Origin of the sequence: Paenibacillus sp. 37 (assembly GCF_008386395.1) — a bacterium.
Classification (GTDB): domain Bacteria; phylum Bacillota; class Bacilli; order Paenibacillales; family Paenibacillaceae; genus Paenibacillus; species Paenibacillus amylolyticus_B.
Map to the genome: position 1 here is coordinate 6620830 of NZ_CP043761.1, position 23571 is coordinate 6644400.

23 protein-coding genes are annotated in these 23571 nt (G+C 46.9%); 11 read left to right on the forward strand and 12 right to left on the reverse strand.

Annotation, left to right across the window (positions count from 1 at the left end):
* Positions 1 to 86: 86 nt before the first annotated feature.
* The 3 genes from F0220_RS28360 to F0220_RS28370 all read left to right on the forward strand — a co-directional run bounded on the left by F0220_RS28360 (position 87) and on the right by F0220_RS28370 (position 2342).
* Entirely contained in the window at positions 87 to 605 is a 519-nt protein-coding gene (locus tag F0220_RS28360; RefSeq protein ID WP_047840820.1) for an AbrB/MazE/SpoVT family DNA-binding domain-containing protein, read from the forward strand.
* 124 nt (positions 606 to 729) lie between these two features.
* Positions 730 to 1425 (forward strand): Crp/Fnr family transcriptional regulator, encoded by a 696-nt coding sequence (locus F0220_RS28365; RefSeq protein WP_149846854.1) that lies wholly within the window; start codon positions 730 to 732, stop codon positions 1423 to 1425.
* 77 nt (positions 1426 to 1502) lie between these two features.
* Positions 1503 to 2342 (forward strand): DNA alkylation repair protein, encoded by an 840-nt coding sequence (locus tag F0220_RS28370; RefSeq protein WP_149846855.1) that lies wholly within the window; start codon positions 1503 to 1505, stop codon positions 2340 to 2342.
* 125 nt (positions 2343 to 2467) lie between these two features.
* Here F0220_RS28370 and F0220_RS28375 read toward each other — a convergent pair whose 3' ends face one another.
* On the reverse strand, positions 2468 to 2848 hold the full coding sequence (locus F0220_RS28375; RefSeq protein ID WP_051447288.1) for a DoxX family protein: 381 nt from the start codon (positions 2846 to 2848) through the stop codon (positions 2468 to 2470).
* 424 nt (positions 2849 to 3272) lie between these two features.
* On the opposite strand from F0220_RS28375, the gene F0220_RS28380 reads away from it, so the two are divergent.
* Positions 3273 to 3572 (forward strand): winged helix-turn-helix transcriptional regulator, encoded by a 300-nt coding sequence (locus F0220_RS28380; RefSeq protein ID WP_026081419.1) that lies wholly within the window; start codon positions 3273 to 3275, stop codon positions 3570 to 3572.
* Positions 3573 to 3678: 106 nt separating this feature from the next.
* Here the strand turns inward: F0220_RS28380 and F0220_RS28385 are convergent, their stop codons facing one another.
* The 5 genes from F0220_RS28385 to F0220_RS28405 all read right to left on the reverse strand — a co-directional run bounded on the left by F0220_RS28385 (position 3679) and on the right by F0220_RS28405 (position 9858).
* On the reverse strand, positions 3679 to 4683 hold the full coding sequence (locus F0220_RS28385) for a Gfo/Idh/MocA family protein (RefSeq protein ID WP_149846857.1): 1005 nt from the start codon (positions 4681 to 4683) through the stop codon (positions 3679 to 3681).
* Positions 4684 to 4751: 68 nt separating this feature from the next.
* Complete coding sequence (locus F0220_RS28390) at positions 4752 to 6410, reverse strand: glycerol-3-phosphate dehydrogenase/oxidase (RefSeq protein ID WP_274599291.1); 1659 nt, start codon at positions 6408 to 6410, stop codon at positions 4752 to 4754.
* 401 nt (positions 6411 to 6811) lie between these two features.
* Positions 6812 to 8299 (reverse strand): glycerol kinase GlpK, encoded by a 1488-nt coding sequence (gene glpK / locus F0220_RS28395; RefSeq protein ID WP_149846858.1) that lies wholly within the window; start codon positions 8297 to 8299, stop codon positions 6812 to 6814.
* A gap of 29 nt (positions 8300 to 8328) precedes the next feature.
* Positions 8329 to 8898: a glycerol-3-phosphate responsive antiterminator gene (locus F0220_RS28400; RefSeq protein WP_149846945.1), complete on the reverse strand. Its 570-nt coding sequence runs from the start codon at positions 8896 to 8898 to the stop codon at positions 8329 to 8331.
* A 192-nt stretch (positions 8899 to 9090) separates the two neighbouring features.
* Complete coding sequence (locus tag F0220_RS28405) at positions 9091 to 9858, reverse strand: GTP cyclohydrolase II (protein ID WP_149846859.1); 768 nt, start codon at positions 9856 to 9858, stop codon at positions 9091 to 9093.
* A 323-nt stretch (positions 9859 to 10181) separates the two neighbouring features.
* Between F0220_RS28405 and F0220_RS28410 the strand changes: the two genes are divergently transcribed.
* The 4 genes from F0220_RS28410 (at position 10182) to gntK (ending at position 15115) form a co-directional block, all read left to right on the forward strand.
* Complete coding sequence (locus tag F0220_RS28410) at positions 10182 to 11456, forward strand: ABC transporter substrate-binding protein (RefSeq protein WP_149846860.1); 1275 nt, start codon at positions 10182 to 10184, stop codon at positions 11454 to 11456.
* 128 nt (positions 11457 to 11584) lie between these two features.
* Positions 11585 to 12451 (forward strand): carbohydrate ABC transporter permease, encoded by an 867-nt coding sequence (locus tag F0220_RS28415; protein WP_091013252.1) that lies wholly within the window; start codon positions 11585 to 11587, stop codon positions 12449 to 12451.
* 20 nt (positions 12452 to 12471) lie between these two features.
* Positions 12472 to 13299, forward strand: coding sequence for a carbohydrate ABC transporter permease (locus tag F0220_RS28420; protein WP_036612996.1), 828 nt, complete (start codon positions 12472 to 12474; stop codon positions 13297 to 13299).
* A gap of 265 nt (positions 13300 to 13564) precedes the next feature.
* Entirely contained in the window at positions 13565 to 15115 is a 1551-nt protein-coding gene (gene gntK / locus F0220_RS28425; RefSeq protein ID WP_149846861.1) for a gluconokinase, read from the forward strand.
* 588 nt (positions 15116 to 15703) lie between these two features.
* Here gntK and F0220_RS28430 read toward each other — a convergent pair.
* On the reverse strand, positions 15704 to 16093 hold the full coding sequence (locus F0220_RS28430; RefSeq protein ID WP_149846862.1) for a nuclear transport factor 2 family protein: 390 nt from the start codon (positions 16091 to 16093) through the stop codon (positions 15704 to 15706).
* A 164-nt stretch (positions 16094 to 16257) separates the two neighbouring features.
* On the opposite strand from F0220_RS28430, the gene F0220_RS28435 reads away from it, so the two are divergent.
* The 3 genes from F0220_RS28435 to F0220_RS28445 all read left to right on the forward strand — a co-directional run bounded on the left by F0220_RS28435 (position 16258) and on the right by F0220_RS28445 (position 18529).
* Positions 16258 to 16581 (forward strand): ArsR/SmtB family transcription factor, encoded by a 324-nt coding sequence (locus F0220_RS28435; protein ID WP_223199801.1) that lies wholly within the window; start codon positions 16258 to 16260, stop codon positions 16579 to 16581.
* A 55-nt stretch (positions 16582 to 16636) separates the two neighbouring features.
* The gene (locus F0220_RS28440; protein WP_149846863.1) at positions 16637 to 17452 is read left to right on the forward strand and encodes a hypothetical protein; all 816 of its coding nucleotides are present in this window, start codon (positions 16637 to 16639) and stop codon (positions 17450 to 17452) included.
* 117 nt (positions 17453 to 17569) lie between these two features.
* Entirely contained in the window at positions 17570 to 18529 is a 960-nt protein-coding gene (locus F0220_RS28445; RefSeq protein WP_036613004.1) for an MraY family glycosyltransferase, read from the forward strand.
* Between the two features lie 140 nt (positions 18530 to 18669).
* On the opposite strand, the gene F0220_RS28450 is transcribed toward F0220_RS28445, so the two are convergent.
* From F0220_RS28450 to F0220_RS28470, 5 genes are all read right to left on the reverse strand, one after another.
* Entirely contained in the window at positions 18670 to 19530 is an 861-nt protein-coding gene (locus F0220_RS28450; protein WP_188310485.1) for an IS3 family transposase, read from the reverse strand.
* Positions 19531 to 19544: 14 nt separating this feature from the next.
* Positions 19545 to 20225: a helix-turn-helix domain-containing protein gene (locus tag F0220_RS28455; RefSeq protein WP_188310484.1), complete on the reverse strand. Its 681-nt coding sequence runs from the start codon at positions 20223 to 20225 to the stop codon at positions 19545 to 19547.
* Between the two features lie 125 nt (positions 20226 to 20350).
* Positions 20351 to 21169 carry a carbohydrate ABC transporter permease gene (locus tag F0220_RS28460; RefSeq protein WP_149846864.1) on the reverse strand — a complete coding sequence of 273 codons (819 nt, stop codon included), beginning with the start codon at positions 21167 to 21169 and terminating at the stop codon, positions 20351 to 20353.
* Complete coding sequence (locus F0220_RS28465) at positions 21169 to 22062, reverse strand: carbohydrate ABC transporter permease (protein WP_149846865.1); 894 nt, start codon at positions 22060 to 22062, stop codon at positions 21169 to 21171. Before F0220_RS28465 ends, F0220_RS28460 begins: the two co-directional genes overlap by 1 nt.
* Before the next feature lie 138 nt (positions 22063 to 22200).
* Entirely contained in the window at positions 22201 to 23544 is a 1344-nt protein-coding gene (locus F0220_RS28470; protein WP_149846866.1) for an ABC transporter substrate-binding protein, read from the reverse strand.
* Between the last annotated feature and the right edge of the window lie 27 nt (positions 23545 to 23571).

Genomic DNA, 23571 nt, shown 5'->3' on the forward strand with positions numbered 1-23571 from the left:
TTTTGAAATATTATTGTTGTATTAAAGCCCTTTCTTCCTTACAATAAGGACAGGTTTTTAATTGTGAATATTGCGGGGGAGATGCGATGAAAAGAACCGGAATGAAGAGATCTCTGGACCGTCTTGGACGAATTGTCCTTCCCAAAGAAATGCGGGATACGATGGAAATCCATATCGGCGATCCGCTTGAGTTTTTCATTGAAGGGAAAGAGTTGATTTTAAGAAAGTACAAATCAACATTATGTATTTTTTGCGGTGATGTAGATACGGAAATGTATTTCAAAGAACAATTCATCTGCAGGACTTGTGCAATTCAATTAAAACACCCGGATGACTCTCCCGACTGGTTCGTACCTCAGAACAAACAGGCTCCTGCACCCGTGGAGCGTCCTGCTTCCAAATCCGCCCCAGTCTCATCTCCCGCTAGGGAAGAAGGGACCACAGCTGACAACCAAGAATATCCGGACCTGCGGCCAAAGACGGCACGCATGCTGCAACAGATGAAAGAAATTGTTGAACAGAATCCCGGTTTGGCTCAACAGCAAATTGCGGAAAAGCTTGGCATCAGCCAAGGACGCGTCTCTCAATTAAAAAAGTTACTATAATCAAAATGGCATTCGATCATTTATAGTCAGAAGACCTTCCGATCAGGAAGTCCCGCTGCAAGAGAACCCGTTGTTTTTCGTGGGTTCTTCTTTTTTTATTCAACTTGTAATGGAAAGGAGTTCTATGGATAAAATTCTGTATTTATCACAATTCGACCTCATGTCCTCCTTATCCGAGGCAGACCTGATTGAAATGGATGGGATGACCTCTATCACGACCATACCCAAAAACAGACAGATCCAGACACCGGATACGTTTGCGGAGGGTTTCTATTTTGTAAAACGGGGAAAGGTTCGTTTATATACATTAAATCCGGAGGGCAAACAGTTCACTCTCGATATGTTGACGGAAGGTAACGTGTTTGGAGAAATGAACGGAATCTCACTCGGAACACGCGCCGTTTATATCGAAACGATGGAGGAGTGTGATATTTGCCTGATGAACAAACAACGTTTTGAACAGTTTTTGATTGAACATCCACAATTTATGATGAGACTGATGAACGTACTAAGCGAGCGGATCAAGCAAATGAGTGAGTTGACACAGACGCTCGCACTCGGAAACCTGCATGAAAAGGTGCTACATAATCTCTTCCGCCTGGCTGAACAGATGGGATGGATCGAAGAAGATGAGTTCTGCAAGATTCAACTCGCACTTACCCATCAGGAGATTGCCTGGATGGCGGGGGCTACACGGGAATCGGTTACGATTGTCATGCAAGACTTGGCAAAAGCAGGTCGTATTCGTACCGGATTCAAATCGGTCTCCCTTCATCGTGACGAAATCGCTACCCTTCGGAAAATCACTGCCCACTTGTAAGATGCCTTACATCCCCTTTCTCCAGCAAGTTGTACTGTATAACTCATGATGCTATACAGCTAAGGAGGAATATACTGTTGAATGCTAAGCCAGATCTATTTATCCCTGAAGACGTTTTTCTTCGCAAAGGTGCCCGTAGAGCAACGGAGATCCCTGAGCATATCCGCAATTGGCTGCAAGCAGGACATATCGAATCTGTCAATCTGACCGAATGGCTGGCTGTAGATCATGTTTCTCTTTTTCAGAAGGTTACCCATGAATGGGGAATGGATACCGAAACCAGAGCAATTACAGAGCAGTTAACACAGATGGATGAGCAGCGAATCATGAAAATCATCCCGGCCATAGCCATGCAATGGCTTGATCTGTTGAATCGTCTAACCATGAATGAACAAACGGATCTCTTTCGTTCCATTGCAGAGCATCGTTCAGACAGTGTTCGCTGCTGGGCGGCTTATATCATTGGGCTGAATTCTGGTCTGAACCTGACTGAAAAGTTGAAGCATATTCGGCCCTTTGGAGCAGATCATCACTTTGGTGTAAGAGAAATCGCCTGGATGGCTGTACGGGAGTCCATCTCTGCCGAATTATCCTTAGCCCTGCAGCAGTTAATCCCATGGAGCGTTGACCCTGATCCACTGATCCGTCGCTTTGCCATAGAATCAATCAGACCTCGTGGCGTCTGGACCAAGCATATTCAGGAGTTAAAAGAAAATCCGGCCATGGCCCTTCCCTTGCTTGACGCGGTGAAATCCGATGCCCATAAGTATGTACAGGATTCGTTAAGTAACTGGCTGAACGACGCCAGCAAGACCAATCCAGAGTGGGTGCGGCAGGTCTGTGCCACTTGGACTCAGCAGTCGGATACACAATATACACGGCGAATCGTTAGACGTGCCACGCGAAGTCTTACATAAAAAAAGATGACCACCGCTTACTGGCAGTGGTCATCTTCTGCATAGGCATCCGCGTTTACATTCCTTTTGACAGGAATACCCTTTCCTCGGTAAATAGCCCAATAATGTTCCCTCTTATCATTAACTTACGCCTGAATCGCGTCCATCTGGCCTTCTTCTTCCGCTTCCAATCTGCGCATGCCTACCACCAGAACAATGATGTTAGCTACCAACAACACAGCCGGGAACGGAACAGCAGCGTATTGTGCATAGATCAGATGACTTCCCACGGCCCCAATCAGAATGAATGTCAGTATGCCTGAAGCCAGGATGCGAGTACGCGGAATCAGCAATCCTACTGCACTAAGCAACTCCGCAGCCCCGAGCAAATACATCGTCCATGTCGGATAAGAGAAACTTTCGAATGTCTGAATCATCATGTCTGCCCCACTAATCTTGTTAAACCCTGTCATGACGAAAACACCTGCTAACACAACCAGAAAAACGTAACCCAAAATCTTGTTCATGTGTATATCCTCCTGTAACAAATTATATGTTCCTACTATGTAATGATTATTTTTGCTGCCCATTGTAAAAAAAGAATCTATGTTAAAGTTCCCAAAGGTCACTCTGTTTTCAACCGTTCAGCCGAGTTTAATTTTCAGAATGGTACGCGTTCATATTATACGTATTATTTATCACCAACTTACTTTTGTGAAGTTAGTATATAATAATAATATAATTTCTTCAAGTAATTTTTCACTGTATGATGTATAATACATACAAAAGGTATGTTACAGTATATTTTGTAGTAACCCTCATTTACTTGGATGTCCTATATTCTTAAAGCGGCAGAAACCATGTCCTTTCATATACAACCTGCGAAGAAAATAATCATGAATCGAGGTGAACACGTTGAAGCTAAAAAAAGTAAAAGCACCAAGTCCCTGTATGATCACTCAAGCCATAGACATCATAGGAAAGAAGTGGGTACTGTTAATCATGTACCAACTGTTGTCCGGACCCAAACGGTTTACGGAGCTTGAAGCAGAGATGGCGATCAGTGGACGACTTTTATCGGAGCGTTTGAAGGAAATGGAGACAGAAGGTATCGTAACCCGACACATGTTTCCCGAGATACCTCCCCGTGTAGAGTATGAATTAACACCTAAAGGCAGAGCCATTGAACCTGTCATTGATCAGATCTACAGTTGGTCATCCGACTGGTTGAAACAGCAGAAATCCGAGTAGTTGAATTGCTGTTCAATAATCTCTACTCAACACAAATACGCCTGAATCGGGCCGATCTGCGGATCATTCCCTGATTCAGGCGTATTTATATTACGTTCAACTTTTATTAATGAGAGAGATATTTTGAAGGCTGAAGCTGTACCGGCAGACCGGAATCTGCCGATGCCAAGGCCGCCGTTGTAATCTCCTGTGTAAGGCAGGCATCCGCATAATCGGACAGAATTCGTGAACGGTCTCCCGTACGAAGGGCGTGAATGAACGCTTCATTCTCACGCTCGTATGGATTATGTCCTGCCGGAATCTCCAGACCTGCCATCGCATGTTTTGCCGCACTTGGCAGAAGCAAACGTTCTGGCGTCCAATCCCACACGCCTGCATCCGTGTAGAACTGGAGCCCTGCGCCGCCCTCTCCGTCTGGCAACAGACATGTATTGGCGATACTGGCAATCGCTCCACTTTCCAGCTTGAGCGTCACATTCGCCACATCTGCTACGGTCACATGCTCATGCTTCTCATGCATGCTTCGCTGAGCTGCTACAGCATATACCTCCGTAACTTCTCCTGCACAATACCGAAGCAAGTCTACAATATGTGTAGTCTGCTCTACGAATTGTCCTCCTGAACCGTCCTGACGCCGCCACCAGGCGACCCCTGGCATTCCGCCCATCCAGCGGCCAAGAGCCATGCCGACCGTCTGTTCTTTCATCGATTGCTGCAGGACCTGCGCGGCCTCCTGATAACGGAAATGGTATCCTACAGAGGTTAACAATCCGCTCTTTTGCACCTGATCCAACACCTGACGCGGAACATCCATTCCGGTGCTCAAAGGTTTCTCCACCAGGAATGGAATACCGCGGCGGATTAATTCGGACTCAATCGACCCGTGAGACATCGGAGGCACACAGATATACACCGCATCCAGCTTCTCACCATCCAGCATATGTTCAAGTTCCCCGTAACCAACTGCATCATAAACGGAGGCCATAGCCTCTGCCTTTTCGAGCGATGTTCCACAGACACTCGCAACACGAACACCTTCCATCCGTGCGAGAATATCCGCGTGTACCTTACTGAACCAGCCTGTTCCAATGATTCCGATCTGTAATGTCATGGATGTAATCCCCTCTCTATGTTACACGCTTACATGTTCCATTCGACTCTTGACCTTGAAATCCTGCCTCAGATTTTGCCGGATGCTTCCAGCAACAGCTGATCCAGTTCCTGTGTATGTTTAACCTCTTCCTCTTCAGACCAGTTCAAACGACCTGCCATATACGAGATAACCGCTGTTTTATAGCGACGAACTTCATCAATACGGAAGAATAAATCACCTGTTCTTCGTACCAAAAAGTCAGACGGGGTTACAGCCATCTCTTCATCAATCGCGTAAAGCAGCATCAGCAATAGCTCCTGTGGCATGCCATGAAGCTCGGACTTGGTGCGTGGATCGGGCATTCGCTCATACAGTGCCTCCACATTGGAACCATACGTGCGAACCAGCCGCTCCGCAGCAGGTCGGGCAAGCCCGAGGGCAACACCGTCCTTGATCTTGCGCTCCGCATACGATACAAATCCAGCCGATCCCCCTACGTCACCGCCGGAGATGGGCATCTTCTTCGTTACACAAGGGCCTATGGAATGCCCACTCTCCTGCTCCATCTGGCGTGCGACCAGATCAACAACCATCTCGGCCATTTTACGGTATCCGGTTAACTTGCCCCCGGCAATCGTAATCAGATTGGAATCGGATACCCAGACTTCATCTTTACGTGAAATTTCGGAAGGATTCTTGCCTTCCTCATGAATGAGTGGACGTACACCGGCCCATCCGGATTCCACGTCCTCGGTACCAATGTGTACATCTGGAAACATGCCGTTGACTGCATCGATCACATAATCGCGATCTGAGTCGGAAATTTGCGGGTGTGCAGGATCATCCTGATATACAGTGTCGGTTGTTCCTACATAGGTTTTGCCATCACGTGGGACAGCGAATACCATTCGACCATCTGGTGTATCAAAATAGACAGCCTGCCTCAATGGGAATCGTTCACCATCAAAGACCAAATGAATGCCTTTGGTCATCTGTAGCGTTTTCCCCTTGCGCGAACCATCCAATTCCCGCAGCCCATCCACCCAGGGGCCGGAAGCGTTGATCACCTTGCTTGCTTTTAGCGTATATATCTGCCCATCGATCTGATCCCTAGCTTCAATACCTGTAATCTTGCCATTCTCCTTCAGGAAATCTTTCGCCTTGACGTAGTTCACTGCCTGTGCCCCACGTTTGACAGCTTCTTTCAACACTTCTATGGTGAGCCTGGCATCATCAGTCCGGTACTCCACATAGAGTCCACCACCCAACAACCCCTGTTTGCGTAATAAAGGTTCACTGTCTGACACCGCTCCAGCATTCAACATTTGGCGCCGTTCACTGCGCTTCACCCCGGCGAGCCGATCATACACCATCAGTCCAATGGATGTGCTGAAGCGGCCGAACGTGCCAGCCGTATAGATCGGTAACAACATCGGTTCCGGTGTGGTCACATGTGGCCCATTTTCATAAACTACAGCCCGCTCCCGTCCTACCTCAGCAACCATCTTCACTTCATATTGCTTCAAATATCGTAATCCGCCATGGACAAGCTTGGTCGAACGACTGGATGTACCTGCTGCAAAATCCTGCATTTCTACAAGCGCCGTCTTCAATCCACGGGAAGCTGCGTCCAATGCAATCCCTGCGCCTGTAATTCCACCACCAATAATTAATACGTCAAAATGTACATTCGCCATGTTTTGCAAATATTCGGTCCGGTATGCTGACGAGAACGTTTCTGTCATTCTTGAACCTCCTATTGATTTTCTCAACTTTTCCGTAAAAAAAACAAAAAAAGGACCACGTCATTCGCTCAGCAATTGCTGAGCGGCACGTGGTCCCTCCCGATCTCCAGACATCATTTTTTAACTTGTGCCTTTATCCTATCACAGATTTTTGACGGCGTGAAGTCCTGAAATGACACATTATTCAAAAAAAATTCAAAAAGTTGTTCTGCCAAAGGATGGAATTTCAAATGAATCCACTAACCTTGTTTTTTTCCTTATAGTGGGTATGGATTTTGCCTTCTCCAGGAAGAATAACCCTGTAAATCATGCATCATTTTCCACCAGTAAATATCATTTATAACATATGTTTAGTTAAAAAGTACAAATACCCACACCAAGAAATATTCATTTCATTTCTTTTATTTAAAAGCCATTGCTGCGTTCACTGCACGTTTCCAGCCTGCATACAGTTCTGTCCGTTGTTGCTCAGCCATAACAGGCTTGAAGACACGCTCCGTATTCTCATGATCCGTCAATTCATCCGCACTCGTCCAATATCCAACCGCCAATCCTGCCAGATAAGCCGCACCCAATGCAGTCGTTTCATTCACCGTTGGGCGTTCGACAGGAATGCCCAGAATATCACTCTGGAACTGCATGAGAAAATCATTCGCCGCCGCTCCTCCATCCACACGCAGAGCATGCACGGGAATACCCGAGTCGGATTCCATGGCCTCCAGTACATCTTTGGTCTGATACGCCAACGCCTCAAGCGTAGCACGGATAAAGTGTTCCTTCGTCGTTCCTCGGGTCAGGCCAAACACCGCACCCTTAACCTCACTATCCCAATATGGACTGCCCAGTCCCACAAAGGCAGGTACCATATAAACGCCATCTGTGGAAGGCACACGTGAGGCGTAATCCTCGCTGTCTTTTGAAGAGCGAAGCATTCTTAATCCGTCACGCAGCCACTGAACCGCTGAACCTGCAACAAAAATGCTGCCTTCGAGCGCATATTCAACCTTGCCATTCATCCCCCAGGCAATCGTCGTAATCAGTCCGTGATTGGATTGTACCGGGTTCTCTCCCGTATTCATAAGCATGAAACAACCGGTACCATATGTATTTTTCATACTGCCCTTGGTGTAACAGCCCTGACCAAACATCGCTGCCTGTTGATCTCCTGCTGCTCCCGCGATCGGAATCCGATGACCGAAGAAATGATAATCTGTTGTGTGTGCATACACCTCGGATGAACCCCGTACCTCTGGCAGCATGGCCTTAGGAATGCCGAGGATAGCCAACAATTCGTCATCCCATTGCAGATCATAGATGTTATAGATCAAGGTACGTGAGGCATTGGATATATCCGTGACATGTGTACCCCCGCTCAGTTTCCAGATTAACCAGCTATCAATCGTGCCAAAGAGCAATTCACCCTTCTCGGCCCGCTCCCGGGCACCAGGGACATGATCCAGAATCCACTTCACCTTTGTTCCCGAGAAGTAGGGATCGATCAGTAATCCTGTTTTACGGCGGAAAAGGTCCCCGAGACCCTGCGTCTTCAATTTTTCACAGATATCTGCGGTCTGTCTGGATTGCCAAACCACTGCATTATAGATGGGTCTGCCTGTTTCTTTGTCCCATACCACAACAGTCTCACGTTGATTCGTAATTCCAATTCCGGCAATCTGAACAGGTTTGATTCCGCTCTCTGCCAGACATGAAGCCATCACGGCAAGAATGGAACTCCAGATTTCGTTGGCATTCTGCTCTACCCAGCCCGGTTTGGGGAAATACTGGGGGAATTCCTGCTGTGCAATGTGCACAATCTCTCCGCCACGGTTAAACAGAATAGCTCGGGAGCTTGTCGTTCCCTGATCCAGAGCCAATATATATTTTTCCATACAGCCAACCTCCTGTTGTGGGTTATTTTTTAATTTGTAAGCGATTTCTCAAAATGTCGGATCAGCTCTGCGTTGGATGTGGTCACTGCCGTAGCCCCGACGCCAAGCGCAAATTCAACCTCTTCAGGTGAACGGATCAATCCCCCCGCAATAATGGGTATCCCTGTACGCACAGATACTTCCGCAATAATATGCGGAATGACGCCAGGTAATACTTCAATGTAATCAGGTTGGGTTTTGGCCAGCAACAGATAACTTTTCTCCAGTGCATGGGTATCCAGCAGAAACACACGCTGAATGGCTGTGATGCCTTTCTGCTTCGCCTTCTGGATGACACTTGCCCTAGTCGAAATCAGTCCTGCCGGGCGAATGTGCTGACACAGATACTCTGCCGCGTACTCATCGTTTTTTAATCCCTGTACCAGATCTGCATGCAAAAGTATCTTTTTGTCATACCGCCGCGCCTCATCCATTACACTCTGAAGCTGTGCAATATGCGTTTCCAGCATCACCCCATAGGTATAAGGGCCTTCAATGATCGCTTCAAACTGCTTCATGCTCTTCGCAGCAGGCAATATACGTTGTCCCTCAAATGGCACCTTGGTTCCTCCCGCATTCATCAGATGACTATATTGTATAATCCGCACTGTCGGAACGGCAAGCCATTCCATGAATCAGGGAAACCTGATCGCTACCCTGTCATCCATGCAAAAAAGCCGCTGTATACTTCTCCATAGCGGAGAGTACAACAACGGCTAATCAGCTAATCGTATATGTTCAATGAATAAAGATTAAGCCTGCGCATGCGGAAGCAGCGTCTCTGCCCCAGCCCAGCCATCACTTTCCGCCAAGTGACCAGAACGGTTCACTTTCGTTTGCAGATATTTCTCGTTGAATGCAGAGCGATCTCCCCACAGTGGGACACGTCCGCCCACATTCAATCCTGCTTCCTGCAAAGCAGCCAGCTTCCGTGGATTGTTCGTGATCAATGTAACCGGTGCGGAGCGAAGTGCACGCAGCACAGAAATCGCATCGTCATAATTACGAGCATCGTCCGTGAATCCGAGCTGCAAGTTCGCATCTACCGTGTCCAGACCTTCTTCTTGCAAAATGTACGCCATGGCTTTGCTGAACAGACCGATGCCACGGCCTTCATGATTCGCAAGATAGAACAGTGCACCCGCTCCGTGAGCGGCGATCATTTTCATGGATTGCTCCAATTGGAAGCCACAATCACAACGCTTGCTGCCAAAGATGTCGCCTGTATGACAGATGCTATGCATCCGGATCAGCGCTTCTTGTGCTTCAGCAAAGTCACCGTACACCAGAACACTGGATTGTTGACGCTCTGCTAGTTCAGCCTCAGCAAGGGATTCGATTAACTCGCCGCTCTCCATCGCTTTGTCCGATTTCATCCAGCTGTACCACTGGAATGTCTTGGTCTCCCCATCGAGGTTAACCGGAAGCTTGATTGGTCCCACCAGGTATATAAACTCTTTTCCACTCGGAAAAGTCTGAATTTTAGGGGCAAGCAGTTGAATAATATGTGAATTGATCATTGTCGTTCCTCCTGTTTAGGCCAACTTGTATGTTGATTGATTCGCACCCAGCGTGAAAATGGATCACTTGGATGTTATATAGTACGCATCTATATTATTCTCATCATCATTAGTTACTTTATGTAAGTTAGTTTAGAATAAAAATTATAATGTGTCAAGTAACTTTTATTTTTAAAGTAACTACCCAATTTATGTTACGCAACGGACACAAATATGTGTTTCATTTCAGGAATATTGGGTATGAGTTTATAAACTGCTCATACACTAATGTTGTAGTCCAAAGCACTTCATGCCTCGAACTTAACGATGAGGGGGTAATGCACATGATCCGCCGGAAAAGAACATGCTGGACAGCCATACTGATAGTCTGCGTCCTGCTCATAAGCGGATGCTCCATCTGGCCCGGACAGGACGATTCAGCGAACAACAAAAAGGTAACGCTTACATTATGGTACTGGAACCGTTCCATTGATGATAAGTTGATTGCCAGGGCTAAGGAAAAGTTCCCCAACATTGAACTGACAGCTCAGAAAATCGGCGGTGATTTCAAAGCAAAGCTCAAAACAACACTCGCTGCACGCTCAGGTGAACCAGACATTGTGGCATTGAACGACTGGATCATGGAGCTATTCCCCAGTGAGGACCGTTTCTATAATCTGTATGATCTTGGCGCTGGAGATATTGAAAGCCAGTATCTGCCGTGGAAATGGAAGCAAGGCGTTACGCCGAGTGGACAGATGATCGGGTTCCCGATGGATACGGGGCCAACCGCTCTCTTTTACCGAGAAGATCTGTTCAAGGAAGCCGGATTACCATCTGATCCCGAGGACGTTACACGTCAGATTAACAGCTGGGATGCTTATGCTGCTGCCGGAGAGAAGATCAAGGAAAAATTCGGAGGCAAGGTATTTCTGACCGATAACATTGGAAGCGTTTACAACCAAGTGTTGTCACAAGGCGCTGAACGTTATTTCCGTCCAGATGGTTCATTCATCGGCATGGATTCTGCTCTGGTGCGAACAAGCTGGGATACATCCATAGCTTTCAAAGAGAAGGGACTGCTTGCCAATGCGGACGGCTGGACTCCAGGCTGGAACGCAGCGATGAATAACGGTGAAGTCGCCTCGTTCGTGGGTGCTGTCTGGATGAAGCAAGTGCTTCAGGAAGCTGCACCGGATACATCCGGGAAGTGGCGGGTAGCTCGGGCTCCGGGAGGGGATGGCAACAACGGGGGATCATTCCTGTCCATCCTGAAGTCGAGTGAACATCCTCAGGAAGCCTTTGAACTGGTTCGCTGGCTGCAAAGTCCCGAAAATCAACTGGAGCAATATCAGACATTGAACCTGTTCCCTTCCGCACCAGGTGTATTTGATGATCCTGCCATGAAAGAAAAAGAACCTTTCTTCGGCGGACAGGCGACAGGGCCTGTATTTGCCGAATCGGCACAGGAGGTGCCGGATGCTTTCTTTGGCGAAAGATACCCATCCGTACACAACATTATCACCCGACGGCTGAATGATGTGGCGAAGCAAAATGCCGATCCACAGCAGGTCTGGACAGATACGGTACACCGCGTCGAGCGGGAATTGCAGCGTTAACCTGAAGAACGTGTGGTTTCGTTATCCGCAAAGGAGGAATTCATATGGCTGTAACTGAACCTCGTCTTACTCCCGATCCCGGAAATGCAAGACCTGATCTGGATCGGCAGAAGTCACTATGGGCGAGAATGTGGGAGCATCGTGCACTTTATGTTGCGATATCGCCGTTTTATATTCTGTTTGCGGTATTTGGCCTGTTCCCGATTGGATTCTCACTCTATCTGGCTTTTCATAAATGGGATGGCATCGGTGTCATGACGTACAACGGGTTCAACAACTTCAAATACATGCTGACCGATGCCGAGTTCTGGCAAGCCGTGGGCAACACGTTCATGATCTGGATCTATTCGACGATTCCGATGCTCTTCTTCGCGCTGATTATTGCCTTTCTGCTGCATGCACCATTTGTGAAGTTCCGTACATTATTTCGGGTCGGTTATTTCCTGCCAAACGTCACGTCCATCGTAGCGGTAGCCATTATCTTCGGTGCTTTATTTGCCAACAATTATGGCTTTCTCAATTATCTGTTGCAGTCGGTCGGGCTACCTGTTGTGGAATGGCTTAATGCACCATGGGGCATCAAAGTCGCAATCTCCTCCATGGTGGTCTGGCGCTGGACCGGATATAACGCCGTCATCTATCTGGCCGGACTTCAAAGTATTCCGCAGACATTATACGAAGCGGCCAAGATTGACGGCGCATCAGCGATACAGTCCTTTTTCCGAATTACAATTCCGATGCTGCGTCCTGTGATCCTGTTTACAGTCATTACATCAACGATAGGCGGAATGCAGCTGTTCACCGAGCCGCAAGTATTGGTAGGTAATGATGGCGGCGCTGGTGCAGCAGGCATGACGATTGTATTGTACCTCTACCGTGAATCCTTCATTAACAATTACTTCGGCTATGGCGCTGCCGTTGGTTGGGGCATGTTCCTCATTATCGCCCTGTTCTCGATTGTGAACTGGAAGCTTGTTCAAGGCAAATCATCCTGATGTGATAAGGGGGAGCGCTCATGGCGACCAAACACCTCAAATCGCTGGTGTTGTATACCGGTCTTATCGGGGGCATGCTCATATCCATGTTCCCGTTCTATTGGCTGATTGTAATGTCTACCCGGACAACGTCCGATATCTACAAGTTCCCACCGCAGCTCTGGTTCGGGGGTGAGCTATGGAATAATATTACGCGGGTATTGCAGCAAATTGATTTCTGGGGCGCCTTTCTGAATACGTTGTTTGTGTCGGGCCTCGTGACCATACTTGTACTGTTTTTTGACTCACTGGCGGGGTTTGCGTTTGCCAAGTTTGAATTTCCCGGCAAAAAATGGCTCTTCATCCTGCTGCTCGCGACCATGATGGTACCTTCCCAGCTGTCGCTGGTGCCTTCCTTCGTACTGATGGCAACGTTCGGTTGGGTCGGTTCCTTCAAAGCTCTCATTATTCCCGGCATGGTGAACGCCTTCGGCATCTTCTGGATTCGCCAGTATGCGACAGAGTCGATTCCAAACGATCTGCTGGATGCAGGCCGCATCGACGGCTGTAATTTCTTCCGGCTCTATTGGAACGTAGCGCTGCCAATTCTGCGACCTGCCTTTGCTTTCCTCGGCGCGTTCACTTTTATCGGGGTATGGAATGATTATCTGTGGCCTTTGATCGTCCTGACGGATGAACGCAAATATACGTTGCAGATTGCGTTGTCTCAATTAAACGGACTGTATAACACAGACTATGCGATGGTCATCGCAGGTACGTTGCTTGCCGTCATTCCACTCATCGTTATGTTCCTGTTCATCAGCCGCCAGTTTATTTCGGATATTGCCGCAGGGGCAGTGAAGGACTAAGGTTGTGGCATTTTGATCCATCCCTCAAGTCTGATATTCTTATCTGTAGATGAAATAACAGATGTCATATAAGTTGGATGAATAGCGCCACGTGCACGAAGGGGACAGAAAGAGCCTGAAGAAATGGAGTTAAAAGCTTTCCAGAGGAAAGCTACTTCGAAAGCATATGCTTCGCATTTACGCGATCGGAAGGCTTTCTGTACCCGAAGTGTTAACGTGTAACAGCATTCTTTCACTTATATATTTAAGAAAGAGGGATGACAAAATGGCTTCTTCACCCTATATGATCGGCGTAGATATCGGCACGACCTCCACCAAGGCCGTCTTGTTCGAACAGAACGGAACCATTGTGGCTCAAGGCAGTGCCGATTATCCGTTGCACACCCCCACACCTGCGATTGCGGAGCAGGATGCGGAAGATATTTTCAAAGCAGTCATTGAATCCGTTAAACAGGCCACGTCCAAAGCGGGAGTGAAGCCAGAGGACATCCTGTTTTTATCCTTCAGTTCAGCCATGCACAGTATTCTGCCAGTCGATCAACACGGCAAACCGCTGATGCGAGCCATGACATGGGCAGATAATCGCAGTGCCGAGTGGACCGAAGCACTCAAATCCGAGATGAATGGCCACGAAATCTATCTGAGAACAGGTACGCCCATTCATCCGATGTCCCCACTCACCAAGATCATGTGGCTCACTCGGGATCAACCGGAACTGTTCAGACAGACGTACAAATTCATATCCATGAAAGAATATGTGTTCTATAAATTATTTTCTGAATACGTCATTGACCACTCGATGGCCTCCGCCACCGGACTCATGAATCTGGAGAAACTCGACTGGGATGCAGAAGCACTGCATGTGGCGGGCATTACGCCGGAACACCTGTCCCGATTGGTCCCAACCACACATGTGCTGAAACATGGATTGCACCCGGAGTACGCCAAGGAGATGGGCATTGCGGTCACCACACCGTTTGTCATCGGGGCCAGTGATGGTGTACTCTCCAATCTGGGCGTGAACGCCATTGATCCGGGCGTCGTGGCCGTGACCATTGGTACCAGTGGGGCGATTCGCACAGTCGTAGATAAACCGGTGACCGATCCAAAAGGACGCTTCTTCTGTTATGCGCTCACGGAGGATGCCTGGGTCATTGGCGGACCAGTCAATAACGGCGGTGTTATTTTCCGCTGGATTCGGGACGAGTTTGCGGCTTCCGAGGTGGAGACTGCGAAAAGACTTGGTATCGATCCGTATGAGGTGCTCACTCGTGTTGCAGAAAATGTACCTCCGGGTTCGGAGGGTCTCTTGTTCCATCCGTACATGACAGGTGAGCGGGCTCCGCTCTGGAATCCGAACGCACGGGGTTCGTTCTTCGGCCTGACGCTACATCATAAGAAAGAACATATGATTCGCGCTGCGCTCGAAGGTGTGTTGTTTAACCTGTACACGGTCATGCTGGCGATTGAAGAAAAGATCGGTCGTCCAAAAAAAATTCAGGCAACTGGCGGCTTCGCCCGCTCTGAGTTGTGGCGCCAGATGATGGCCGATATTTTCGATCAGGATGTCATCATCCCCGAAAGTATCGAAAGCTCCTGCCTCGGCGCAGCCGTACTGGGCTTGTATGCTCTGGGCCGCATCGATTCCCTAAGTGCCGTCTCCGGCATGATCGGATCAACGCACCGGCACCAGCCTGACCCGGACAGTGTCCGTGTTTATCGGGAGTTGCTGCCCATCTTCATCCGCATCTCCCGCAAATTCGAAGAAGAGTACGCGGATATCGCTGCTTTTCAGAATAAGACGATGCAGGGGTAGGGAAGGCGTCGGATGTTACACGTCGGAGATTCAAAACGTTGAACATGGAATACGCTAACGAATCATAGACACTTTATTTGAAGCTTATAACATGTTTTCAAAATCTAACGAACCTGAGCCACCTTATATCGGCTTACATGGGCAAAAAACTGCAAAATATCTGAACATGTAGCCTTTTAACGTGTCTGTGTTTCGTTAGAATCTTGAATTCACGAAATACCTTCCAATAGCGTGCGTCTGGTCCGTTAAAAGTGACCAAACAACGTTAATACAAAGGAAATCACCATCTCCTAAGCTACATCCGGCTCAGATTAACATTCGACTCTAACGACTAGTTTTATACACGTTTACGAGGACCCTCCCGCCATGTTTTGGACATGCGGGAGGGTCTTTTTCATTTACAAATCAGATCTTCACAGACTGTTTTTGTGTACCAATTATCTTGAGGAAATTGCGCTATTCGATAAATGAATCCCCCCACCTCAGCGCCTTTCAAACTAGCTAAATATACACAAAAAAGCCACACAGCTTAAAGACTGTGGAGCTTCGTTTCTAACCATTTCAATTTCTCATATTTACACTCCGCTGTTACTGATTATACTTGCTGAACGCATTCCGGTCGGCCTGTACATTCTCCAGATACACAATCTGGCCCGCATCATTTACACGCGCGATATCAATGCCTGCTTTGGCATATACCGTTCCGTCTGCCGTTTGTCCGCATACCGCCCAGTTGGTTTGGTAGCTGCCGTCAGGCTGTTCCACCCAACCGTCCCACATATGTTTTACGTCCTTATTGTATTCGTAGAAAGCTTTCATGAAACCATCGAACCCTGATCTGCTGGTGCCGTTAAGCACAATCTCTGCGTCCGGTGTAAACAGGGACAATAAATCCTGCATGGCGCGCTCGTCTGTACGTGAAGCATCAAATAAACGGAAATAGTTGTTCAACAGTGTAGTGGTACTTATAGTACTCATATTTATATTCCTCCTAGAATAAAAAGCCATTTTCCAATCTTTCAGTTCGAATATTTTCGAAATAACTGAAAAGAAATGTAACACACTTCTTATACTGCCCGCAAGAGATAGTTCGATTTTTTTCAAACATTGAAAGAGGAAGCCGAATATGCTAACGTCAAGATATGAGAACTCCAACGATACCTATGGCTTCGGAATTGAAGCTGACCACGGTCTGCAATGCATTGGGCGATCCGATCCGTATGAAAATTGCACACTGTCTGGCCAGCTCTGGCGAGAAAAACTGTTCCGCCTTCGAAGTAGACCATATTTCCAAATCCACGTTGTCCCATCACATCAAGATTTTACGTGAAGCTGGCGTGATCCAGCCGCGCATTGAAGGTAAACAGCACTTTTACTCCCTACGAAAGGAAGAACTAAACGTACGTTTTCCAGGCCTCGTCGAGATGATTCTGAATACAACCGCGGAATACGTAACATTAAAGTAAGCAGGTCTGGGATAAACAAATGATGATCGCAATTCCCATAAAGGAGGCTAACTATATGGACAAAAAAGCGGCAAAGATACTGCTGAGCACATTCTGGGGAGGTGGCGGCTGGAAAACAACCTCTCTACCCTTCTCTGGAGATGAATTTGAATATGCCAAAAGCAAAGGCGTTATGTTCGATCCACTCACGATCACGCATGACGAGATTGTCCAGCGTCTGTACGACATGCATCAGGATGACTCGTTTAAGGAACGGGTGATTTCGGCATTTCTACATAGTCTGTCCACCAAAAAAGTCTATCTACGTAGCGCATTATCCAGCTGGGCTTTAACATCGCACATGCCTTTACACACCTATGCGGAACGACCTGCCCTTCACCCTAACACCAGTGCCTGTGGGGATTGTAACTTCCTGCGTTTGCAGTCAGACAAGGAATATTCCAACGTCGACTTAAACGTCCTTAATTTTGAACGGATCAAGTGGGGCGGCGTGCGTCACGGTTGGCTTATCTATTGCCTGATGGATCTGGAATTACTGCGTAAGGACAACGATACAAGCTATGAAGTAACCCCTGAAGACCAAGCTATCCTTGTAAAGCTGCTTGAAGCAGCTCAGACGGAAGACCCCAAGGACAGTGCACGTTCACTGGAGAAAAAGTGGAAAGATATCTTGCCTTCCAGCAAACAGGAGCGGGATGCCCTGCTGGAAATCTGGGCGGCAGCCGGAATATTGGTTCCTGGAGATAAACCGAGAAAAGGCAAGGGTGGTTCCGGTGATTTCATCTTTGCAGCAATCTGGCAAGGTGATGATGGATATCATGCGGAAACTGTAAATCATTATTTCGGCTCCTATCTTCCTCAAAAGCAATAGAATCCGATTTCTGCTCACTATTGCGTACGTCTGGTTACAATAATGACATCGACAGATTTCCTGTTTAACTCGTATAATAAGGGGAAATTGGTAGATGGGAGTGAAACAAGCGAGTTTATGGTATACATACTGGCTTTTATAGTGTCTTTTGCTGTCGTGGTTCTGCTTATTCCGCCGCTTGGTCGACTGGCTCACCGGCTCGATTTTGTGGACAAGCCTCGGGAAGATGTGGAGCGTAAGCTACACAGGCAACCTATCCCGCTCACGGCGAGTTACGCGATATTTACTGGATTTTTCCTGACATACATTGCTCTGACGAAAGAAATCACATGGGAAACAGCGGCTCTGGTCGCTGGTGGTATGCTTCTGCTAACGATTGGTACCGTCGACGACTGGTACAAAACAAAAGGCAAAGATTTTCCTGCCCTGCCCAAAATGCTCGTACAGGTCTCTGCGGCAGTACTCGTATTTGCTTCTGGCATTGCGTTCACCGGATTTGTGAATCCCTTCAACGCGGAGTATGTCATGCTTCCAATCTGGCTGCAATTCATTCTCACGATCCTGTGGATCTTCGGGGTGACAACAGTCATCAACTTCTCGGACGGCATGGACGGACTGGCTGGCGGGTTATCGGCCATCTCGGCAATTACCCTGTTCATCGTGGCGCTTGCCAAAGGTCAAAGTGATTCCGCACTCATGTCGATCATTCTGGTCGGTGTAACGATTGGTTATCTGAAGTACAACAAAGCTCCTGCCAAAGTGTTCATGGGTGATGCAGGCGCTACGTTCCTTGGCTTCATTCTGGCGGTTATCGCTCTGGACGGTGCATTCAAACAAGCAACCATGTTGTCCATCTTCATTCCAATTCTGGCGCTGGGTGTACCGATCTTCGACAACATCTTTGTCGTTATCAAACGTTTCATTCAAGGTAAAGCGATCTACCAGGCCGATGCGAGTCAAGCCCATTATCGACTGCTGCGTGCAGGATTGAATCAAAATCAGGTGGTGGGTGTACTGTATCTAGTCAGCACATGTCTGTGTCTATCCTCCATTATTCTGATGTTAGTGGAGTTATAAAACCAAAATAACGATGAAAATAATAGAAGCCACCTTCATTGCGTTGAAGTGCACCCTGTCAAGTAGACAGACAAAAAAACAAAATCATCCGTGTGCAATCCCCTCGGTTATCCAAGCTGAGGGGATTTATTTTTTCTTCGTTAAGCTGCTCGTCGATATTCGTTAGGGGATAAACCATTTAGTCGTTCGGTGTATCGATAATTATTGTAATAGCGCATATAGGTTTGTACACTTCGCAGGAGATCGTCGTACGTGTCATATTTCTCCAAGTAAAATCGTTCTGCTTTAAAGGTACCCCAGAATCGTTCAATAGGCTGGTTGTCCAAACACCGGCTTACACGAGACATACTTGTCCTAAACTTGTATTTCACTTGAAGTCGCTTGTACTCGAGCGAGGTATATTGAAAGCCTCTATCACTGTGTAAAAGCGGCTCAGCGCCCGGGTTTCTTCGGTAAGCTTTCTTTACCGTATTCATGACAAGCTCATTGTTATTGGAACGGCTGAGCACCCATGAAACAACAGCGTTGTCATATCCGTCAATAATGGCACTCAGATAGGCCTTGCGGCCATTTCCGTACTTTAACTCTGTTACATCCGTGCACCACTTTTGGTTGGGTGCCTCCGCTTGGAATTTTCGGTTCATGACATTTTCAGCGATATGAAGGGCTGGAGCTTTCACGTAATTTGGCCGTTTTTTGCGAATCACTGCTCTTAATTCAAGTGCACGCATGATGCGATAATACCGTTTACGGTTGTAGCTTTTTTTAAGCTTACGATTCAACTGAATACGCATTTGGCGATAACCAAGTATCCCGCTTCGTTTGTCGTAGCGACGTTTGACTTCTTCAGCCAGTGCAAGATTTTCGAGTTCTCTGGTAGATGGCGTCCATTTCAGCCACTTGTAGTAGGCCGATCGGGCAATCCCTGCGAGCTCACAGAGTCTTGTGACCGCATATCCTTTTTCTTCATGCATTTCCTTAATCGCTCGATAGATGTCCACATGCCGAACGAAGGTTAGCGCGGTTTTCTTCGCCGGATCTCTGCCAACTTTTTTGCAAATGCATTCTCCATTTCAAGATACTCATTACGTGCTTCGAGTTCCTTAATCCGAAGCTTTAATTGTTCCTGCTCATCTAGCTCCTTTAGCGGTTTTTTACGACCACGATGATCTTGAAGAGCTTCCTGACCATGGGTTTTAAATTTACGGACCCAAGCGTATACCTGCTGGTAAGAGACCTTGTATTTTTCGATTGCCTTCTGATAATTCAAATCATGAGCGAGGGTATATTGTACAATTTCAATGCGTTCTTCGTAAGTGGTTTTCCGTCCTTTGTTCATGTGTGAGGATCCGATCCTTTTCCGAGTTGGTTTTCCCTCAGTATACTTGGAAATCCATCTCACCAACACACTTTTACTCGATATATGATACTTTTTGGTTACAGCTCGAACGGAGTAGTTCCCGGAGAGTACATCCTGAATCGCTGCCAGTCGTAGCTCCTTGGAATAAACTTTCCAACTTTTGGATTCGTTTAATCCTTCCACTTCATCTGCTTGATATTTTCTTATCCAATCGGTAACCGTGTTTTTATGGACCCCCAGTTGTTTTGCCTCCTGGTTGGGATTGGATTCATGTCGCAGGCAACGCCTTACAACCTGAATCTTTATTTCATATGAAATTGGGCTTCTTTTTGACATTACAAAAACTCCCATCAAGGTAGAGGTAGAAGTTTTGTTTTTTCTACTGTCTACTATGATGGGAGCATATCACGTTGAGGGTGGCTTTCTTATGATGTTTTTTTGAAAAGCTGAGTGATTCTAACTTACGATTTAACAGCCCCTGCCATAGCACCTCCAACAATGAAACGTTGCAAAGCAACATAGAGGACAACCAGTGGCAAGGTAACAATCAGAATGCCACAGGCGAGCAGCGGCCAGTTGTTCATGTACTGTCCATAAAATGTAAAGAGTCCTTTGGTTACCGGCTGATAATTCGGATCAGATAAATAAATGGTCGGCCCGATAATATCGTTCCATACACCAATCGCAGTAAGAATAATACCTGTTGCCAGGATCGGTTTCATTAACGGAACAAGGATAGTGAACAGATAACGTGTATATCCACACCCGTCCATGGCCGCCGCCTCATCCAGTTCACGCGATATTGATTTGATATAACCCACAAACATGAGAAAGGCAATGCCCGTACCTGTCGTCTTCAATAAGATGTACCCGATTTGGGTGTTGTAGAGACCCAGATTATTGATCAGGGAAAACTGCGGAATGAGCGGGTTGGGAAGGTACATGGAAATCAGAAAGAAAATATAAATGAGTGTGCTGAATTTAACATATCTGCGTGCGAGCGGGAATGCAGCAAATATAGATAAAATCAACGTCAGCAGGGTGGACATCCCTGTATAGAGCACACTGTTCCACATATACTGAGAGAAGTTCCCTTTGTTCCATGCTTCGGAAAAGTTCTCAAGCCGGATCCCTTCGGTAAGAGCTACAGGATTGAGCAGATACTCTGTCTGTGTCTTCATGGATACATTGAACAGATAGAATAGAGGAAAGACGTACAACGCAAGCATGAGCAGAACGATGACGTAGCTGACCATTCTGGACGTTTGGCTCTGTTTCATTACGCTTCCACCTCTCTTCTGCGAAGGTAAAATAAAGCGACCATCGATATGGTAAATACAAAGAGGAACTGAATCATCGCGACAGCAGAAGCCAAACCGTAATCAGCCGTTCCTGTGCCAAATGCTGTAGCATAAACATCAAACGCAAGCGTCGTTGTATTGAACTTTCCGCCTGTAAGTACATAGATAATATCAAAGGTTTGCAATGCCCCTATGATAGACAAGAGCATGTTAACCGTGAATGCAGGAGCAATCATGGGGAATGTAATGTTCGTAAATGCTTTCCATCCCGAAGCACCATCCATGTAACCCGCCTCATACAGATCGCTCGGAATGGACTGCAGACCTGCAAGAAAAATCGTCATGGAGTAACCCATGTACATCCAGATTTGAACAAAAATAATCAGTTCAAAGGCGATATTATAATCGCCAAAAAAGTTGGAACTGGTACCAAAGAACTTCAGAAAGGACTGGGCTGGTCCGCCCAGCGGATTTGCAACGAGTTGCCAAATGAGTCCAGACACAGTAACCCCCAGCACCACTGGCAAAAAGAATACCGCGCGATATAATTTATCGCCTCTAAGCTTTTTATTGATCAAAATCGCTATAAACAAACCCACTGCATTTTGTATGATCACAACAGCAAACGCAAAGTATAAGGATCGCCCAATAGCATCCATTCGGTCTCCAGCATTGGATGCACCAAAAAATGTTTTATAGTTTTCAAAGCCGATAAAGCTCCATTCCTGGCCCCGAACACCAGTAGCATCTGTAAACGAAAACAGTATCGTTACAAGTGATGGACCGAAGCCAAACACGACATAAAGTAACAACGGAATGCTTAAATACAGATAAGGAATCAGTCTTGCCTTGCCTTTCCCAAACGGATACATCGTCCTCACACCTTTCATGGGGTAAAACTAAGACATAAGAAAACCGGAATAACAGCCTTGTCTGGCCTGAAGGCTCAGACCCGAGCGCTATTCCGGCGCATACGGCCAACTTGTGCCATGAATATGAATGATTATGAACTACTTTGGAGCAGCAGCATCCCAGTCCGCTTGGGATTTACCTGCAAGCTCTTCCGGTGTTGCAATCGGTCCGGCTGGCTTGAGCATCTCTGCGTGAACGCTGGCCTCCGAAATGTACTGTCCTACATTCTGACGATTAATGAACAACTGATCCCAAGAAAGTTTAAAGCCCTCCAGGTAAGGCTGAATGCCTTGGATAAACTCACTTGTCATCTCCACATCAGGCTGTGTGGGCAGGAAGCCTGCTGCATTCACAAATTCCGTGTAGTTCTCTTTCTCCGATAACATATCAAGCCATTTCATTGCGTAATCCTTGTTCGGTGAGTTATCCACCACCATCCAGGTCATATCGTATTTACCCGCCAGATTTTTGTTCTTGGCTGCATCATTGCTACCTGGAATTGGGAAATATCCAAACTTCAGATCAGGGTTGGCCGTTTGAATTGTTGTTGCATCCCAAGTGCCGTCAGCAATCATAGCTACCTTGCCTGTAGCGAACAAACTGGGCAATGTTCCGTAGTCAATACCCATGAAACCAGGCATTGCATTGTTCATCAGATCCTGGGATTTCTGCAAGACTTCAAGTTGAACCGGATCAGTCAGCTTGGTTTCACCAGTCCATAGACCTTTGATATAAGCAAGCTGATCTTCATGAATAGAGGCCTGGAGCCCTTGCACCGCAAGACCTATTGGCCATACATCTTTACCCGCCAGACCCAGCGCTTCGACACCATTGTCTTTGAACACTTTGATAACATGTTGCAATTCATCCCAGGTTGTAGGGATCTCCAGATTATATTTTGCGAAGAGTTCCTTATTGTAGAACAGTCCTGTGAATGCCACCTTGCCCATGTTTACACCGTACACCTTATCGTTATACGTCATTGCGTTCTGTACATCCGCTTCATTGTAGTTTTTGATAAAAGATTGATCTGACAGATCACTGATTAACCCGGCATCGATCCATTGCTTCCACATCGGATCAGCAGCACCACTGGACCATTCCTGCGGAGCGCCTACAAAGCTTGATTTGAGTGGAAGGATATCTACGTCCCCATTACTTCCGGCGTTCATTCGTGTTTGCATCAACTGATCGTAAGTCGCGTCTGCCGGAACCGTAGTATATTCCACCTTTACGTCCGGATATTTCGCTTCAAATTTCGTATTAAACTCTTTGATGTAGTTGTTAATATTCTCTTGCTGCCAGTGAATGATCTTCAAGGTAACTTTTTTGCTGCTGTCTGTAGCCTGAGTTCCTTCTGATTCCGAAGAGCTGTTACTACAAGCGGCGAGCACACATAATAAAGCGGTTACAAGTACAATGGCTAAAGTCATTTTCTTCATTTTCGTTGTCCCCCAAATTTTTGAATT